Source organism: Pseudomonas sp. 2 (assembly GCF_056627435.1).
Window position 1 is genome coordinate 32,901 of sequence record NZ_JBWXNG010000007.1, and the last position, 17,111, is coordinate 50,011.

Here is a 17,111-nt window from a genome sequence, read left to right on the forward strand (position 1 = left end):
ACCCGGATCCTGTAGCAGCACGGCTTGCCGGCGGGGGCGATCTCGAGGACGCTCCCGCCGGCAAGCCGTGCTGCTACGGTCGGTGTTGATTCACCGATCAGATTCTGGCCGAAGGTCGTGGGAGCCGGCTTGCTGGCGAATGCGTCCTGAAGATCGCTGCTGCCGACAAGCCGGACTGCTATGCAAGGCTCAAGCTTTGGAGATCAGATTCCCCGCATGCAGCCCGCATTCCTTCTGCGTGGCTTCTTCCCACCACCAGCGGCCTTCGCGCTCGTGCTGGTTCGGCAGGACAGGGCGGGTGCAGGGTTCGCAGCCGATACTGATGAAGCCGCGCTCGTGCAGGCTGTTGTACGGCAGCTCCAGCATGCGGATGTAGTTCCACACCTCGGCGCTGCTCATCTGCGCCAGCGGGTTGAACTTGTACAGCGTGCGCTCGGGCGTGGAAAACGCGCCGTCGATCTCGGCCACCGCCACGTTGTTGCGGGTGCCTGGGCTCTGGTCGCGACGCTGGCCGGTGGCCCAGGCCTTGACGTCCTTGAGCTTGCGGCGCAGCGGCTCGATCTTGCGCACGCCGCAGCATTCGCCATGACCATCCTTGTAGAAGCTGAACAGGCCCTTTTCCTTGACGAAGGGCTCCAGCTTCTCGCGGTCTGGCGAGACGATGTCGATGTCGATCTTGTACTGCTCGCGCACCTGATCGATGAAACGGTAGGTTTCCGGGTGCAGGCGGCCGGTGTCCAGGCTGAACACCTTGACGTTCTTGTTGATCTTCCAGGCCATGTCGACCAGCACCACGTCTTCGGCGCCGCTGAAGGAAATCCACAGTTCGTCGCCAAAGTGCTGGAAGGCGAACTTGAGGATGTCCTGAGCGGACTTGTTGGCGTAGGTCGAGGCGATTTCGTCGACGTCGAAAGGGTGACTCATCAGGCGGCTTCCTAATCAAGAGTGGCGCTTAGGCGCTCGTAATGGCGCAGATGGTAACAAAAACCTTCGTCCGATTGCCGCAAAACCTGTGTTTGCCTGCGCCACGGCAAGCTGGTTAGAGTGCTGCATCCCGACACAATCCCTCGCAAGAGGCGCACAAGGAGTGAGCTGTGGAAATTGCCTGTCTTGACCTCGAAGGTGTGCTGGTTCCGGAGATCTGGATCGCGTTTGCCGAGAAAACCGGCATCAAGTCGCTGCGCGCCACCACCCGCGACATCCCCGACTACGACGTGTTGATGAAGCAGCGGCTGAAGATCCTCGATGAGCACGGGCTCAAGCTCGCCGACATCCAGGAAGTGATCGCGACCCTTGAACCGCTGGACGGCGCCGTGGAGTTCGTCAACTGGCTGCGCGAGCGCTTTCAGGTGGTGATCCTCTCGGACACCTTCTACGAATTCTCGCAACCGCTGATGCGTCAGCTGGGCTTCCCGACCTTGCTGTGCCACCGTCTGATCACCGATGACGCGGGCAGGGTGGTGGATTACCAACTGCGCCAGAAAGACCCCAAGCGCCAGTCGGTGCTGGCCTTCAAGAGCCTGTACTACCGGGTGATCGCCGCCGGGGATTCCTACAACGACACCAGCATGCTGGGCGAGGCGGACGCGGGCATTCTGTTCCATGCGCCGGATAACGTGATTCGCGAGTTTCCGCAGTTTCCGGCGGTGCATACGTTCGACAATTTGAAGCAGGAGTTCATCAAGGCGTCGAATCGGGATTTGGTGATTTAGTCGGCACGCCACTTACCGCGTGGGAGCCGGCTTGCTGGCGAATAGGGCGTGTCATTCACCCTTGCAGTGACTGACCAGACGCATTCGCCAGCAAGCCGGCTCCCACAGGGTTTCATCAGGGTTACGAATCCGCGTTACAGGGCCTCAAGCGCCTGCATCAACACCCGCACTTTGGTGAAGGTCTCCTGATATTCGGCCTCCCACTGCGAGTCGGCGACGATCCCGCCGCCGCCCCAGCAGGCGATCTGCCCGTCCCGGGCCAGCAGGCTGCGGATGGCGATGGAACTGTCCATCTCGCCGCGCACATCCAGATACAGCAGCGACCCGCAGTACAGCGCCCGGCGGCTGGGCTCCAGCTCGTCGATGATCTGCATCGAGCGGATTTTCGGCGCGCCGGTGATCGAACCGCCGGGGAAGCTGCCGCCGATCAGGTCCAGGGCGTCTTTGTCTGCGGCCAGCTCGCCGGTCACGACGCTCACCAAATGATGCACGTTGGGGTAGCTTTCCAGGCCGAACAGCTGCGGCACCCTTACCGAGCCGGTGCGGCAGGTGCGGCCCAGGTCGTTGCGCAGCAAGTCGACGATCATCAGGTTTTCTGCGCGGTCCTTAGGGCTGGCCAGCAGTTCGTCGGCGTAGGCCTGGTCCTCCGCGGGCGTCTTGCCCCGGGGCCGGGTGCCCTTGATCGGGCGGGTTTCCACCTGGCGCTGGCTGACCTTGACGAAGCGTTCCGGCGACAGGCTGAGCACCGCATCGCCTTCGGCCAGGCTCAGAAAACCGGCGAAGGGCGTCGGGCAGGCGACGCGCAGCGCCTGATAGGCTGCCCACGGCTCGCCCTGGTATTGCGCGCGAAAACGCTGGGCGTAGTTCACCTGATAGCAATCGCCGGCCTGGATGTACGCGTGAATGCGTTCGATGGCCTGTTGGTACTGCTGCGCGCCAATGTCGGCGCAGAACGGCGAGGTCAGTTCAAAGCTGGCATCGCAGGTCGCGGGCTGGGAAAACAGATCGATCAGGCGCCGGCGTTCTTCATCGCCCAGCGCTGGGTGAAACACCAGTTGGCTGGTGCCTTGCTGATGGTCGCTGATCAGCGCCCAGGCATAGAGGCCCAGTTGCGCCGATGGCAGGTGCAGATCATCGATGGCCTGCTCGGGAAGCGGCTCCAGCAGGCGCCCGAAATCGTAGGCCAGGTAGCCGATCAGGCCGCCGGCGAAGGGCAGCGGGGACGACTCAGGCAGCTCGGCATTGCCGAGTCGCACCAGGCTGTCGCGCAGACGCTGAAGGTAAGCGTCGCCACTTTCATCGGCCAAAGGCGCCAGAGTTTCCAGCGGCCAGGCGCTGAGGATGTCGAAGCGACCGCGGTCGGCTTCGGGGCGGCCGCTGTCCAGCAGCACGGCGCCGGGTGCGTGGCGGATGAGCGAGAAAAAACCGGTCGGATCAGGCTGGTAGGCGATCGGGTGTACGGAGCAGGTTGGCATGCGAGGCAAATCGGTCAGGGCGTGCGGACAGCGATTGTAGACTTCTCGTAGGAAGAGTCCTAGAGGCGTGTCGGAGTTGAGCAGCGCCACGGCGCATTGCTGACACCGGGCTCACACATGCCCGAACAGTTCCTGGACGAACTTCACCCGCTCTTCGGGGCTTTCGTGGCGTCCTTCGGCAGCCAGTGCTTCCAGGCGCTGTTCCACCGCAGTGGTGCGATGGGTCAGGCCGCAGTCGTTGGCGATCTGGATGTTCAGGCCGGGGCGCGCATTGAGTTCCAGAATCAGCGGGCCGCGTTCCTGGTCCAGCACCATGTCCACGCCGATATAGCCCAGCCCGCACAGCTCGTAGCATTCGGCGGCCAGCTTCATGAAGCCGTCCCAGTTCGGCAGCTGCACGCCGTCCACCGCGTTGGTGGTGTCGGGGTGTTTGCTGATGATGTTGTTCAGCCAGGTGCCGCGCAGGGTCATGCCGGTCGCCAGGTCCACGCCCACGCCGATGGCGCCCTGGTGCAGGTTGGCCTTGCCGCCGGACTGGCGGGTCGGCAGGCGCAGCATGGCCATGACCGGGTAGCCCATCAGCACGATGATGCGAATGTCGGGCACGCCTTCGTAGCTGATGCTCTTGAAGATCGGGTCCGGCGTGACCCGGTACTCGATCAGCGCGCGATCCCGATGGCCGCCCAGTGAATAGAGGCCGGTGAGGATGCTGGAAATCTGGTGCTCGATGTCCTCGCGGCTGATGATCCGCCCGGACACCGTGCGATAGCGGCCCTCGAAGCGGTCGGCGACCACCAGAATGCCATCGCCGCCGGCGCCCTGGGCCGGTTTGATGACGAAGTCGTTGCGCCCGCCGATGATCTCGTCGAGCCTGTCGATTTCTTTCTCGGTGGAAATGATCCCGTACATCTCCGGCACGTGAATGCCGGCGGCGATGGCCCGTTCCTTGGTGATGATCTTGTCATCGACGATCGGGTACAGGCTGCGCTTGTTGTACTTGAGCACGTAGTCGGCGTTACGCCGGTTGATGCCCATGATCCCCTTGGCTTCCAGGGCTTTCCAGGTTTTCCACCAGCCGATCATTTGGCGCTTTCCCGTTCGGCGTCTTCCTTGAGGAAGGCCTTGAAGCGGACCAGTTCGGTCAGGCGGTAGCCGCGATAGCGCCCCATGGCCAGCATGAAGCCCACCAGAATCAGCAGGACCGCCGGGAAGGTGAACACGAAGTAGATGAACTCCGGCACGGTCATGATGATGTGTGCCAGCGACGCAGCGAACAGGGTGCCGATGGCTACTTTCATGGCGTGGCTGGCGCCGCGTTCTTCCCAGGTGATCGACAGGCGTTCGATGGTCATGGTCAGGATCACCATCGGGAACAGCGCCACCGACAGCCCGCGCTCAAGGCCCAGCTTGTGGCTGAACAGGCTGATGGCAGCGATCAGCACCACCACGAAGGTCAGCACCACCGACAACCTGGGCAGCATCTGCAGCTTGAGGTGTTCAAGGTACGAGCGCAGCGACAGCCCCAGCGCCGTGATGATGGTGAACAGCACGATGCCGAAGCCCAGCTGGGTTTCCCTGAATGCCAGGGCGATCAGCACCGGGGTGAAGGTGCCCAGGGTCTGCAGGCCGATGAGGTTGCGCAGGATCAGGATCACCAGCACGCCGATGGGGATCATCACCATGATCATGAAAGTCTGCTGGGTCTGCAGCGGCAGGCCGTAAAGCGAGTATTCGAGAAAGTCGGCGTCGGTGTTTTCGTCGGTCAGCTTGGCCAGGCGGATGGCGTTCATCTCGCTGTTGTTCAGGGTGAAGCTGACCATGGCCTTCTTGCCGCCTTCGACGGTGATCAGGTTGTCGTCACCGATCCACCAGAGCAGGCGATCCTGCGGCAGGCCGGCCTCGCCGGTCTCCGGGTTGAAGTACAGCCAGTCCTTGCCGTTGAAGCTGCGCAGCCAGAGTTCCGGGGTCTGCGGCTGGTCGGCCACCAGGCGAATGGTGTGGACCTTTTCCACCGGCACGTGGGCGATGGACAGCAGGATTTCGGTGATGCGCGCCTTGTTCTGCACCGAGGGGTCGCCCGCCAGCAGCAGCTTGACGTTGTCGTCGGAGACATTGTTGACACGCTTGATGGCTTCGCTGACGAAGGTCTCGACGTCGGCCGAGTGCTGGCGGATCGGCGCGAGCAGGGCGTCGGCGGCGATTTTTTCCGGGCCTTCGACGGCGATGCTGTCGCGGAAGATCGGGCCCTTGACCTTGGCTTTCTCGCCGCTGTAGCGCTTGGTCAGCACCAGGCGGTAGTAGAGGGTCTGGTTGCCAGTGGCGCGACGGGCCGACCAGGTGACCTTGCGGTTGCCGTCGGCGCGGTTGACGTTGACCCCGTAATTGTTGGAGATGAAGCTTTCATTGAGGCTGATGTAGTCGCGCGAGAGCGGCGGTACGTACATCTGCACCTTGACCGAGTCCTTGGGGTTGGCGACGAACTCGACCTTGGCGTCGATGTTCCACAGGTCGTCCGTTTCGTCTTCGGTGACGGGGATGCCGAGCGCCAGTATCTGATAGGCCGTGATCGCGATGCCGAGAACGACCAGGGTCGCGATCAGGATTTTCAGATGGAGGGTAAGAGAGCGCATGTCGTTACTCTGCGGTTTGAGCGTCAGTGATGCAGGCCGGTTTGCCTGCAGCATATTTAAGGCTTGGATCGACCAGCGCGTCGAAGCGTTTGAGCGCCTCGGAGCCAATCAAAAGCGGGTATTGGAATGCACTTCGGTCGGTCAAGTTCACTTCGATGGTGCGAGAAGCCGCGCCCATGCACACATCCAGGCTGATCACCGGCCGCGAGGTGTACTTCTTTTCGTCGTCCGGGTCGACGTCGCCGGCCCTGCGCTTGATCTTGCTGACCCGCGCCAGCGGGCGTTCGATGGGGTGTTCGTGGGCATCGTCGATGGCCAGGTAGAAGCGCACCCAGGACTCGCCGTCGCGTTTGAAACGTTTTATGTCACGGGCGCTGAGCGAGGCGGTTTTTGCGCCGGTGTCGAGTTTGGCCGCAACCTGCAGGTCGATGCCCGCAAGCTCGGCGTATTCGTTCAGACCGTAGACCGTTTTGCCCGCTGCCAGGGCCGGATCACCGAGCAGGGCGCCTGACATCAGGCACAACAGAAAGAGTAGAGGATGGCGGCTCATAGGTCCTGGCGCGGTGAAGGAAATACAAGGAGCTGGTTCGATTCAGCCCTAAGGTTGGAAAAGGCGTGGGCCGCGGCCAGCCTGGGTGTAAACGACTTACCTGTAACAGCAGGTAAATGCGGTCGGCATTCTAGCATGAAGGTTTTATGGCGCCAGCAAAGGGCGCTGCTGACGAATGCTGTGGGAAAGGGCCTCAGATCCTGAGGTTATTAGACGATTGTCGACAGTCCTGAAATTATCTTTGACCTTTATGGCTTTGCTGGCTAGATTTGGCTGCATTGCTGAGCAAGGTGTCGACAATGTTGGAAGCGATGGATTCTACAGCGGCTGCAGTGGTCGATTCGGAAACCCTTTCCGAGAACGTCTTTCGGCGCATTCAGGCGGCCATCGTCAAGGGCGAGATTGCCCCGGGCAGCAAGATTTCCGAGCCGGAGCTGGCGCGCACCTATGGCATCAGCCGTGGGCCATTGCGCGAAGCCATCCACCGTCTGGAAGGCCAGCGCCTGCTGGTGCGTGTGCCCCACGTCGGCGCCCGGGTGGTGTCGCTGAGCCATGCCGAGCTGGTCGAGCTCTATGAAATCCGCGAATCGCTGGAAGGCATGGCCTGTCGCCTGGCCGCCGAGCGCATGACGGTCGAGGAAATCGCAGAGCTGCGCCATGTGCTGGACACCCATGAGCGCGACTCGGCGTTCCAGGCCGGGGTCGGCTATTACCAGCAGGAAGGTGACTTCGACTTCCATTACCGGATCATCCAGGGCGCGCGCAACAGCACGCTGACCCAGATGCTCTGCGGCGAGCTCTATCAACTGGTGCGCATGTACCGCATCCAGTTCTCCACCACGCCCAACCGGCCGCGCCAGGCCTTCGCCGAGCACCACCGGATTCTCGACGCCATCGCCGAGCGTGATGGCGAACTGGCTGAATTGTTGATGCGCCGCCACATCGGCGCCTCCAAACGCAACATCGAACAGCGCTATCAAGCACAGAACCATCAAGATCAAGCGGCAACTGCCCGAGGTGAACAATGACTTCAAGAACGACTCCCGGCCAACGCTTCCGTGACGCCGTGGCCAGCGAGCACCCATTGCAGGTGGTGGGCGCCATCAACGCCAACCACGCCTTGCTGGCCCAGCGCGCCGGTTTCAAGGCCATTTACCTGTCCGGTGGCGGTGTGGCGGCCGGCTCGCTCGGCGTGCCGGACCTGGGTATCACCGGCCTGGATGACGTGCTGACCGACGTGCGCCGCATCACCGATGTCTGCGACCTGCCGCTGTTGGTGGACGTGGACACCGGTTTCGGCGCCTCGGCGTTCAACGTCGCGCGCACCGTGAAGTCGATGATCAAGTTCGGCGCAGCGGCCATGCACATCGAGGATCAGGTCGGCGCCAAACGCTGCGGCCATCGTCCGGGCAAGGAAATCGTCTCGCAGCAGGAAATGGTCGACCGCATCAAGGCCGCCGTGGACGCGCGCACCGACGACAGCTTCGTGATCATGGCGCGCACCGATGCGCTGGCGGTCGAAGGGCTGGAATCGGCACTGGATCGCGCCGCCGCGTGCATCGAGGCGGGCGCCGACATGGTGTTCCCGGAAGCCATCACCGAGCTTGACATGTACAAACTGTTTGCCTCGCGGGTGAGGGCGCCGATCCTGGCCAACATCACCGAATTCGGCGCCACGCCGCTGTTCACCACCGACGAGCTGAAGTCGGCCGAGGTGTCGCTGGTGCTGTATCCGCTGTCGGCGTTCCGCGCCATGAACAAGGCGGCCGAGAATGTCTACACCGCGATCCGTCGCGACGGCACCCAGAAAAACGTGGTCGACACCATGCAGACCCGCATGGAGTTGTATGAACGCATCGATTACCACGCTTTCGAACAGAAACTGGATGCGCTGTTTGCGCAGAAGAAAGCCTGATGTTGCACGTCCCGTAGCAACCGGGCTTGCCCGCGGGTCGATCTTGAGAACGCTCCCGCCGGCAAGCCGTGCTGCTACGGATTCCGTGATCCCTGATAAACGAATTGAATTGCCGATTCCCAAAAACGACAAGATCTGGAGAGAGCAATGGCTGAAGGAAAAGTATTGAGTGGCGCTGGCCTGCGTGGCCAGGTCGCCGGGCAGACGGCCCTGTCGACCGTGGGCCAGGCCGGTGCCGGCCTGACGTACCGTGGCTATGACGTGCGCGAACTGGCGGCCGACGCCCGTTTCGAAGAAGTGGCCTGGCTGCTGCTGTACGGCGAGCTGCCGACCCAGGCGCAACTGGACGCCTACCTGAAGAAACTCCAGGGCCTGCGCGACCTGCCGCAGGCGCTCAAGGAAGTGCTGGAGCGCATTCCCGCCGACGCGCACCCGATGGACGTGATGCGCACCGGCTGTTCGATGCTCGGCAATCTGGAACCGGAAACCCGCTTCGAGCAGCAGCGCGACTCCACCGATCGCCTGCTGGCCGCCTTCCCGGCGATCATGTGCTACTGGTATCGCTACAGCCACGAAGGCAAGCGCATCAACTGCGTGACCGACGAAGCCTCCATTGGCGGCCACTTCCTCAAGCTGCTGCTGGACAAGACCCCGAGCGAGCTGCACCGCAAGGTCATGGACGTGTCGCTGATCCTCTACGCAGAGCACGAATTCAACGCCTCGACCTTCACCGCGCGGGTCTGCGCCTCGACGCTGTCTGACCTGTTCTCCTGCATCACCGCGGCCATCGGCACCCTGCGCGGCCCGCTGCATGGCGGCGCCAACGAGGCGGCCATGGAGATGATCGAGAAGTTCTCGTCGGCCGACGACGCCGTCAAGGGCACCCTGGAGATGCTCGCGCGCAAGGACAAGATCATGGGCTTCGGCCACGCGATCTACAAAGACAACGACCCGCGTAACGAGGTGATCAAGGGCTGGGCGAAAAAACTCGCCGATGAAGTGGGCGACAAGGTGCTGTTCCCGGTCTCCGAAGCCATCGACAAGACCATGTGGGAGCAGAAGAAGCTGTTTCCCAACGCCGATTTCTACCATGCCTCGGCGTACCACTTCATGGGCATCCCGACCAAGCTGTTCACGCCGATCTTCGTCTGCTCGCGCCTGACCGGCTGGGCATCCCACGTGTTCGAACAGCGTGCCAACAACCGCATCATCCGCCCGAGCGCCGAATACATCGGCGTCGAACAGCGCAAGTTCGTGCCAATCGAGCAGCGCTGAATGGGAAAAGGAGAGCTCTACGGGGCTCTCCACCCTTTACTTTCCGTGATTGAGTCCCTGCGCATGAACACTGAATACCGCAAGCCATTGCCCGGCACTTCGCTTGATTACTTCGACGCCCGCGCGGCGGTCGATGCGATCAAACCGGGCGCCTATGCGACGCTGCCGTACACCTCCCGGGTGCTGGCAGAAAACCTGGTACGCCGCTGCGACCCGGCGACGCTCAAGGCTTCGCTCACTCAACTGATCGAGCGCAAGCGCGATCTGGATTTCCCCTGGTTTCCGGCGCGCGTGGTGTGCCACGACATCCTCGGCCAGACCGCGCTGGTGGACCTGGCCGGCCTGCGCGATGCCATCGCCGACAAGGGCGGTGACCCGGCGCAGGTCAACCCGGTGGTGCCGGTGCAACTGATCGTCGACCACTCGCTGGCCGTCGAGTGCGGAGGCTACGACCCCGACGCCTTCGCCAAGAACCGCGCCATCGAAGACCGGCGCAATGAAGACCGCTTCCACTTCATCAACTGGACCAAGCAGGCGTTCAAGAACGTCGAGGTGATCCCGCCGGGCAACGGCATCATGCACCAGATCAACCTGGAGCGGATGTCGCCGGTGGTGCAGACCCTTAATGGCGTGGCCTTTCCCGACACGCTGGTGGGCACCGACAGCCACACGCCTCACGTCGACGCGCTGGGCGTGATCGCCATTGGTGTCGGTGGGCTTGAAGCGGAAAACGTGATGCTGGGCCGCGCGTCGTGGATGCGCCTGCCGGACATCATCGGTGTCCAGCTGTCCGGGCGTCCGCAGCCGGGCATCACCGCCACCGACGTGGTGCTGGCGCTGACCGAGTACCTGCGCAAGCAGAAGGTGGTCGGTGCCTATCTTGAGTTCTACGGCGAAGGTGCCCGCGCGCTGACCCTGGGCGATCGCGCGACCATTTCCAACATGGCGCCGGAGTACGGCGCGACAGCGGCGATGTTCTCCATCGATCAGCAGACCATCGACTACCTCACCCTGACCGGCCGTGAAGAGCAGCAGGTCCAGCTGGTGGAAAACTACGCGAAAGTCGCAGGGCTCTGGGCCGATAGCTTGATCACGGCCGAATACGAGCGAGTGCTGAGCTTCGATCTGTCCAGCGTCGTGCGCAACATGGCCGGGCCTTCGAACCCTCACGCGCGGGTGGCGACGGCCGATCTGGCGAGCAAAGGCATTGCTGGCGCCTGGGAAGAAACCCCGGGACAGATGCCGGACGGTGCGGTGATCATCGCCGCGATCACCAGTTGCACCAACACCAGTAATCCGCGCAACGTGATCGCTGCAGGGTTGCTGGCGCGCAATGCCAACAAGCTTGGGCTGGTGCGCAAACCCTGGGTGAAATCCTCGCTGGCACCGGGTTCCAAGGCGGTCGCGTTGTATCTGGACGAGGCCGGGCTGACCTCTGAACTGGAGCAACTGGGCTTTGGCGTGGTGGCTTTCGCCTGCACCACCTGCAACGGCATGTCCGGCGCGCTGGATCCGGTGATCCAGCAGGAAATCATCGACCGCGACCTGTACGCCACCGCCGTGCTGTCGGGCAACCGCAACTTCGACGGGCGCATTCACCCCTACGCCAAACAGGCCTTTCTCGCCTCGCCGCCGCTGGTGGTGGCCTACGCCATTGCCGGGACCATTCGCTTCGACATCGAGAAAGATGTGCTGGGGATCGGCGCCAATGGCGAAGAAATCCGCCTCAAGGACATCTGGCCCAGCGACGCGGAAATCGATGCGGTGGTCAAGGCGTCAGTCAAGCCCGAGCAGTTCCGCAAGGTCTACATCCCGATGTTCGCCATCGAGGACGCCACCGGCCCCAAAGTCGAGCCGCTGTACGACTGGCGCCCGATGAGCACCTACATCCGCCGTCCGCCGTACTGGGAAGGCGCGCTGGCCGGCGAGCGCACGCTCAAGGGCATGCGTCCGCTGGCGGTGCTGCCGGACAACATCACCACCGATCACCTGTCGCCGTCCAACGCGATCATGCTGGACAGCGCCGCCGGCGAATACCTGGCAAAAATGGGCCTGCCCGAAGAGGACTTCAACTCCTACGCGACCCACCGCGGCGACCACCTGACCGCCCAGCGCGCGACGTTCGCCAACCCGAAACTGTTCAACGAGATGGTTCAGGAAAACGGCAAGGTCAAGCAGGGTTCGCTGGCGCGGATCGAGCCGGAAGGCAAGGTCACGCGCATGTGGGAAGCCATCGAGACCTACATGGAGCGCAAGCAGCCGCTGATCATCGTCGCCGGTGCCGACTACGGCCAGGGTTCGTCCCGTGACTGGGCCGCCAAGGGCGTGCGTCTGGCCGGGGTTGAGGCCATCGTCGCCGAAGGTTTCGAGCGCATCCACCGCACCAACCTGGTGGGCATGGGCGTGTTGCCGCTGGAGTTCAAATCCGGCACCACCCGCACCACGCTGGGCATCGACGGCACGGAAACCTTCGACGTGATCGGTGAAAGCACGCCGCGCGCCACTCTGACGCTGGTGATTCAGCGCCGTGATGGCGAGCGTCTGGAAGTACCGGTCACCTGCCGCTTGGACACGGGCGAAGAAGTGTCGATCTACGAGGCGGGTGGGGTGTTGCAACGCTTCGCCCAGGACTTCCTCGAATCAGCCGCTGTGGCCTGAGTCAAAACGCCAACGCCCTCGTAGCAGCACGGCTTGCCGGCGGGAGGGTCGACCCATCACTGCGATGTCGACTGATCCACCGCCCCGCTGGCAAGCCGTGCTGCTACAAAAGCGGTCTTCAATTGAAGGAAACGATTTCATGGCTCATCCCGCACAAATCAGGATTCCCGCCACCTACATGCGTGGCGGCACCAGCAAGGGCGTGTTCTTTCGCCTTCAGGATCTGCCCGACTCGGCCCAGACGCCCGGCGCTGCCCGCGACGCGCTGTTGCTGCGGGTGATCGGCAGCCCCGACCCTTACGCCAAGCAGATCGACGGCATGGGCGGTGCGACGTCGAGCACCAGCAAAACCGTGATCCTGTCCAAAAGCACCCGGCCCGATCACGACGTGGACTATCTGTTTGGCCAGGTCTCCATCGACAAGCCGTTCGTGGACTGGAGCGGCAATTGCGGCAACCTCTCGGCCGCCGTCGGGCCGTTCGCCATCAGCAACGGGCTGGTCGATCCGGGGCTGATTCCTCGCGATGGCGTGGCAGTGGTGCGCATCTGGCAGGCCAATATCGGCAAGACCATCATCGCCCACGTGCCCATGACTGACGGCCAGGTCCAGGAAACCGGCGACTTCGAACTGGACGGCGTGACCTTTCCCGCCGCCGAGGTACAACTGGAATTCATGGACCCGGCGGCCGAAGAAGAGGGCGCCGGCGGCTCGATGTTTCCCACCGGCAATCTGGTGGACGATCTGCAAGTGCCCGGTGTCGGCACCTTCAAGGCCACGATGATCAACGCGGGCATTCCGACCATCTTCGTCAATGCCAGCGATATCGGTTACACCGGCATCGAACTGCAGGACGCGATCAACAACGACCCGAAAGCCCTGGCCATGTTCGAGACCATCCGCGCTTACGGCGCCGTGCGCATGGGCCTGATCGCTCATGTCGATGAGGCTGCCAAGCGTCAGCACACACCGAAAGTAGCGTTCGTGGCTCGGCCCGCGCAGTACGTTTCGTCAAGCGGCAAGACGGTGGGGGTAGGTGACACCGATCTGCTCGTGCGGGCCATGTCCATGGGGAAATTGCACCACGCGATGATGGGCACGGCGGCAGTGGCCATCGGCACCGCAGCGGCGATCCCGGGGACGCTGGTCAATCTGGCGGCCGGTGGCGGCGAGCGCAGCGCCGTGCGTTTCGGGCATCCGTCCGGAACCCTGCGCGTGGGCGCCGAGGCTGTGTTGGTAGAGGGCGAGTGGTCAGTGAAAAAAGCCATCATGAGCCGCAGTGCGCGGGTGTTGATGGAAGGCTGGGTACGCGTGCCGGGCGATTGTTTCTGAAACGCACTCGGACTTGTGTGGGAGCCGGCTTGCTGGCGAATGCGGTGGGGCTGCACCAGATGCGGTGACTGACACACCGTATTCGCCAGCAAGCCGGCTCCCACAGGGGCCTGTTTCGATGTCAGTCGGGCTGAAATCCCTGCGGCATATCGTCGCTATTTGAACCGCCGCTCGACCCCTTTTTCCACCAAAACTTTCGCCGAAATCTCTTCCACCGAGAAGTGCGTGGAGTTGATGTGCGGGATGTTTTCGCGGCGGAACAGGTTCTCCACTTCGCGCACTTCGAATTCGCACTGGGCGAAGCTCGAGTAGCGGCTGTTGGGCTTGCGCTCGTGGCGGATGGCGGTCAGGCGATCCGGGTCGATGGTCAGGCCGAACAGCTTGTTGCGGTGCTGTTTGAGCGCGGCAGGCAGTTGCAGGCGCTCCATGTCCTCTTCGGTCAGCGGGTAGTTGGCGGCGCGAATGCCGAACTGCATCGCCATGTATAGACAGGTAGGCGTCTTCCCACAGCGCGAAACCCCCACCAGAATGATGTCCGCCTTGTCGTAATAGTGGGTGCGGGCGCCGTCGTCGTTGTCCAGCGCGAAGTTCACCGCTTCAATGCGCTCCATGTAATTGGAGTTGTGGCCGATGGAGTGCGACTTGCCCACCGAATAGGAGGAGTGTGAACTAAGCTCCTGTTCCAGCGGGGCCAGGAAGGTGGAAAAGATGTCGATCATGAAGCCATCGGAGGTCGCCAGGATTTCCCGGATGTCCTGATTGACGATGGTGTCGAAGATGATCGGACGGGCTTCGTCTTTCTCGGCGGCCTTGTTGATTTGCGCGACCATGGCCCGGGCCTTCTCGACGCTGTCGATATAGGGCCTGGTGAACTTGTTGAACGTTATGGTTTCAAATTGTGCCAGCAGGCTCTGGCCAAGGGTTTCGGCAGTGATGCCGGTGCCGTCGGAGATAAAGAAAGCGGATCGTTTCATTTGCGCCTTGGGCCTTAAGCTGGTGACGATTCTTGGATATGATAGGCGGGCTTGCGCGCCATGATCTGGGCGCATTCTACGCGTTTTTTCAGGATACAGATTTTCCGGACCCAGACCCACACGTGCGCTGAATCGCTTCTGCCTGTTTCAAGCAGTGAATTCAAAGCACCTATGCTTTTCCCAACAACAAACCGGTTAGTGGAGAGATCACCTTGGTAGAGTACGTAGTTTCCCTCGATAAGCTCGGCAAACATGATGTTGAGCACGTGGGGGGCAAGAACGCATCCCTCGGAGAGATGATCAGCAACCTGGCGGGCGCAGGCGTGTCCGTCCCTGGTGGCTTCGCCACTACAGCTCAGGCCTATCGTGATTTTCTTGAGCAGAGCGGCCTGAATGATCAGATTCACAAAGCACTCGATGCCCTTGATGTCGACGACGTCAACGCCCTGGCCAAGACCGGCGCACAGATTCGTCAGTGGATCATGGAAGCTGAATTCCCCGAGCGGCTGAACGCCGAAATCCGCGCTGCCTTCGCCGAGCTGTCGGCCGGCAACCCGGACATCGCCGTGGCCGTGCGCTCTTCCGCCACCGCCGAAGACCTGCCCGATGCATCCTTTGCCGGCCAGCAGGAAACCTTCCTCAATATCCGTGGTGTCGACAACGTGATCCGCGCGGCGAAGGAAGTCTTCGCCTCGCTGTTCAACGACCGCGCCATTTCCTACCGTGTGCACCAGGGCTTCGACCACAAGCTGGTGGCGCTGTCCGCTGGCGTGCAGCGCATGGTCCGTTCCGAGACCGGCACGGCGGGCGTGATGTTCACCCTGGACACCGAATCGGGCTTCCGTGACGTGGTGTTCATCACCGGCGCCTACGGCCTGGGCGAAACCGTCGTTCAAGGCGCGGTCAACCCGGACGAGTTCTACGTTCACAAGGGCACCCTTGAAGCCGGTCGCCCGGCGATCCTGCGCCGCAATCTGGGCAGCAAGGCGATCAAGATGATTTACGGCGACGAAGCGAAAGCCGGCCGTTCGGTGAAGACCGTCGACGTCGACGCCGCCGAGCGCGCACGTTTCTGTCTGTCCGACGAAGAGGTCAGCAACCTGGCCCGCCAGGCGATGATCATCGAGAAGCACTACGGCTGCCCGATGGACATCGAGTGGGCCAAGGACGGTGACGACGGCAAGCTCTACATCGTTCAGGCCCGCCCTGAAACCGTGAAGAGCCGCAGCGCCGCCAACGTCATGGAACGCTACCTGCTGAAAGAGAAGGGCACCGTGCTGGCCGAAGGCCGTGCCATTGGCCAGCGCATCGGCGCGGGCAAGGTGCGCATCATCAAGGACGTGTCCGAGATGGACAAGGTCCAGACCGGCGACGTGCTGGTCTCCGATATGACCGACCCGGACTGGGAACCGGTCATGAAGCGCGCCAGCGCCATCGTCACCAACCGTGGCGGCCGTACCTGCCACGCGGCGATCATCGCCCGTGAGCTGGGCATTCCGGCCGTGGTCGGTTGCGGCAACGCCACCGAGCTGCTCAAGGACGGCCAGGGCGTGACCGTGTCCTGCGCCGAAGGCGACACCGGTTACATCTTCGAAGGCGAACTGGGCTTCGACATCAAGCAGAACTCGGTCGACGCCATGCCGGAGCTGCCGTTCAAGATCATGATGAACGTCGGCAACCCCGACCGCGCCTTCGACTTCGCCCAGCTGCCCAACGCCGGTATCGGCCTGGCGCGTCTGGAGTTCATCATCAACCGCATGATCGGCGTGCACCCCAAGGCGCTGCTGAACTACCCGAACCTGCCGCTGGACATCAAGGAAAGCGTCGACAAGCGCATCGCCGGTTACGACGATCCGGTCGGTTTCTATGTCGAGAAGCTGGTTGAAGGCATCAGCACCCTGGCCGCGGCGTTCTATCCGAAGAAGGTCATCGTGCGTCTGTCGGACTTCAAGTCCAACGAATACGCCAACCTGATCGGCGGCAAGCTGTACGAGCCGGAAGAAGAGAACCCGATGCTGGGCTTCCGCGGCGCTTCGCGTTACATCAGCGAAAACTTCCGCGACTGCTTCGAGCTCGAGTGCCGTGCCCTCAAGCGCGTGCGCAACGAGATGGGCCTGACCAACGTCGAGATCATGGTGCCGTTCGTGCGCACCCTGGGCGAGGCGAGCCAGGTGGTCGACCTGCTGGCCGAAAACGGCCTGGCCCGTGGCGACAATGGCCTGCGCGTGATCATGATGTGCGAGCTGCCGTCCAACGCCTTGCTGGCCGATGAGTTCCTTGAGTACTTCGACGGCTTCTCCATCGGTTCCAACGACCTGACCCAGCTGACCCTGGGCCTGGACCGTGACTCCGGCATCATCGCGCACCTGTTCGACGAGCGTAACCCTGCGGTCAAGAAGCTGCTGTCCAACGCCATCCAGGCCTGTAACAAGGCCGGCAAGTACATCGGCATCTGCGGTCAGGGCCCGTCCGACCACCCGGATCTGGCGCGCTGGCTGATGGAGCAGGGCATCGAGAGCGTATCCCTGAACCCTGACTCGGTTCTGGAAACCTGGTTCTTCCTCTCCGAAGAAGAAGCGCCAAAATGATGTA

Annotated in this window: 14 protein-coding genes; 7 read left to right on the forward strand and 7 right to left on the reverse strand. The window is 62.5% G+C overall.

Features of this window, described 5'->3' with window-relative positions; translation table 11 throughout:
* Positions 1–189 precede the first annotated feature (189 nt).
* Positions 190–924 carry a phosphoadenylyl-sulfate reductase gene (locus AC1MEK_RS13270; RefSeq protein WP_480396747.1) on the reverse strand — a complete coding sequence of 245 codons (735 nt, stop codon included), beginning with the start codon at positions 922–924 and terminating at the stop codon, positions 190–192.
* A 170-nt stretch (positions 925–1,094) separates the two neighbouring features.
* Between AC1MEK_RS13270 and thrH the strand changes: the two genes are divergently transcribed.
* A complete protein-coding gene (gene thrH, locus AC1MEK_RS13275; protein WP_480396748.1) occupies positions 1,095–1,712 on the forward strand; it encodes a bifunctional phosphoserine phosphatase/homoserine phosphotransferase ThrH in 618 nt (205 codons plus the stop codon).
* A 134-nt stretch (positions 1,713–1,846) separates the two neighbouring features.
* Here the strand turns inward: thrH and pabB are convergent, their stop codons facing one another.
* From pabB to rloA, 4 genes are all read right to left on the reverse strand, one after another.
* The gene (pabB, locus tag AC1MEK_RS13280; protein ID WP_480396749.1) at positions 1,847–3,187 is read right to left on the reverse strand and encodes an aminodeoxychorismate synthase component I; all 1,341 of its coding nucleotides are present in this window, start codon (positions 3,185–3,187) and stop codon (positions 1,847–1,849) included.
* Between the two features lie 111 nt (positions 3,188–3,298).
* Complete coding sequence (locus AC1MEK_RS13285; RefSeq protein ID WP_480397020.1) at positions 3,299–4,267, reverse strand: alpha-L-glutamate ligase-like protein; 969 nt, start codon at positions 4,265–4,267, stop codon at positions 3,299–3,301.
* The gene (rloB, locus tag AC1MEK_RS13290; protein ID WP_480396750.1) at positions 4,267–5,817 is read right to left on the reverse strand and encodes an osmotic stress tolerance membrane protein RloB; all 1,551 of its coding nucleotides are present in this window, start codon (positions 5,815–5,817) and stop codon (positions 4,267–4,269) included. Before rloB ends, AC1MEK_RS13285 begins: the two co-directional genes overlap by 1 nt.
* A gap of 4 nt (positions 5,818–5,821) precedes the next feature.
* Positions 5,822–6,367, reverse strand: coding sequence for a retropepsin-like aspartic peptidase RloA (gene rloA / locus AC1MEK_RS13295; protein WP_480396751.1), 546 nt, complete (start codon positions 6,365–6,367; stop codon positions 5,822–5,824).
* Between the two features lie 299 nt (positions 6,368–6,666).
* Here rloA and AC1MEK_RS13300 point away from each other — a divergent pair, with 299 nt between their 5' ends.
* The 5 genes from AC1MEK_RS13300 to prpF all read left to right on the forward strand — a co-directional run bounded on the left by AC1MEK_RS13300 (position 6,667) and on the right by prpF (position 13,545).
* The gene (locus AC1MEK_RS13300) at positions 6,667–7,395 is read left to right on the forward strand and encodes a GntR family transcriptional regulator (RefSeq protein WP_480396752.1); all 729 of its coding nucleotides are present in this window, start codon (positions 6,667–6,669) and stop codon (positions 7,393–7,395) included.
* Positions 7,392–8,282 carry a methylisocitrate lyase gene (prpB, locus tag AC1MEK_RS13305; RefSeq protein ID WP_480396753.1) on the forward strand — a complete coding sequence of 297 codons (891 nt, stop codon included), beginning with the start codon at positions 7,392–7,394 and terminating at the stop codon, positions 8,280–8,282. The genes AC1MEK_RS13300 and prpB overlap by 4 nt, the downstream gene beginning before the upstream one ends.
* A gap of 147 nt (positions 8,283–8,429) precedes the next feature.
* Positions 8,430–9,557, forward strand: a complete 1,128-nt coding sequence (gene prpC, locus AC1MEK_RS13310; protein ID WP_480396754.1) for a bifunctional 2-methylcitrate synthase/citrate synthase — start codon at positions 8,430–8,432, stop codon at positions 9,555–9,557.
* 63 nt (positions 9,558–9,620) lie between these two features.
* Positions 9,621–12,215, forward strand: a complete 2,595-nt coding sequence (gene acnD / locus AC1MEK_RS13315) for a Fe/S-dependent 2-methylisocitrate dehydratase AcnD (protein ID WP_480396755.1) — start codon at positions 9,621–9,623, stop codon at positions 12,213–12,215.
* Positions 12,216–12,354: 139 nt separating this feature from the next.
* Positions 12,355–13,545 (forward strand): 2-methylaconitate cis-trans isomerase PrpF, encoded by a 1,191-nt coding sequence (prpF, locus tag AC1MEK_RS13320; protein WP_480396756.1) that lies wholly within the window; start codon positions 12,355–12,357, stop codon positions 13,543–13,545.
* Between the two features lie 155 nt (positions 13,546–13,700).
* On the opposite strand, the gene ppsR is transcribed toward prpF, so the two are convergent.
* Both ppsR and AC1MEK_RS13330 read right to left on the reverse strand, forming a co-directional pair.
* Entirely contained in the window at positions 13,701–14,519 is an 819-nt protein-coding gene (gene ppsR, locus AC1MEK_RS13325; RefSeq protein WP_480396757.1) for a posphoenolpyruvate synthetase regulatory kinase/phosphorylase PpsR, read from the reverse strand.
* A 14-nt stretch (positions 14,520–14,533) separates the two neighbouring features.
* On the reverse strand, positions 14,534–14,785 hold the full coding sequence (locus tag AC1MEK_RS13330) for a hypothetical protein (protein WP_480396758.1): 252 nt from the start codon (positions 14,783–14,785) through the stop codon (positions 14,534–14,536).
* Between AC1MEK_RS13330 and ppsA the strand changes: the two genes are divergently transcribed.
* A complete protein-coding gene (ppsA, locus tag AC1MEK_RS13335; protein ID WP_480396759.1) occupies positions 14,732–17,107 on the forward strand; it encodes a phosphoenolpyruvate synthase in 2,376 nt (791 codons plus the stop codon). The two genes, AC1MEK_RS13330 and ppsA, sit on opposite strands and share 54 nt — an antisense overlap.
* Positions 17,108–17,111: the final 4 nt, after the last annotated feature.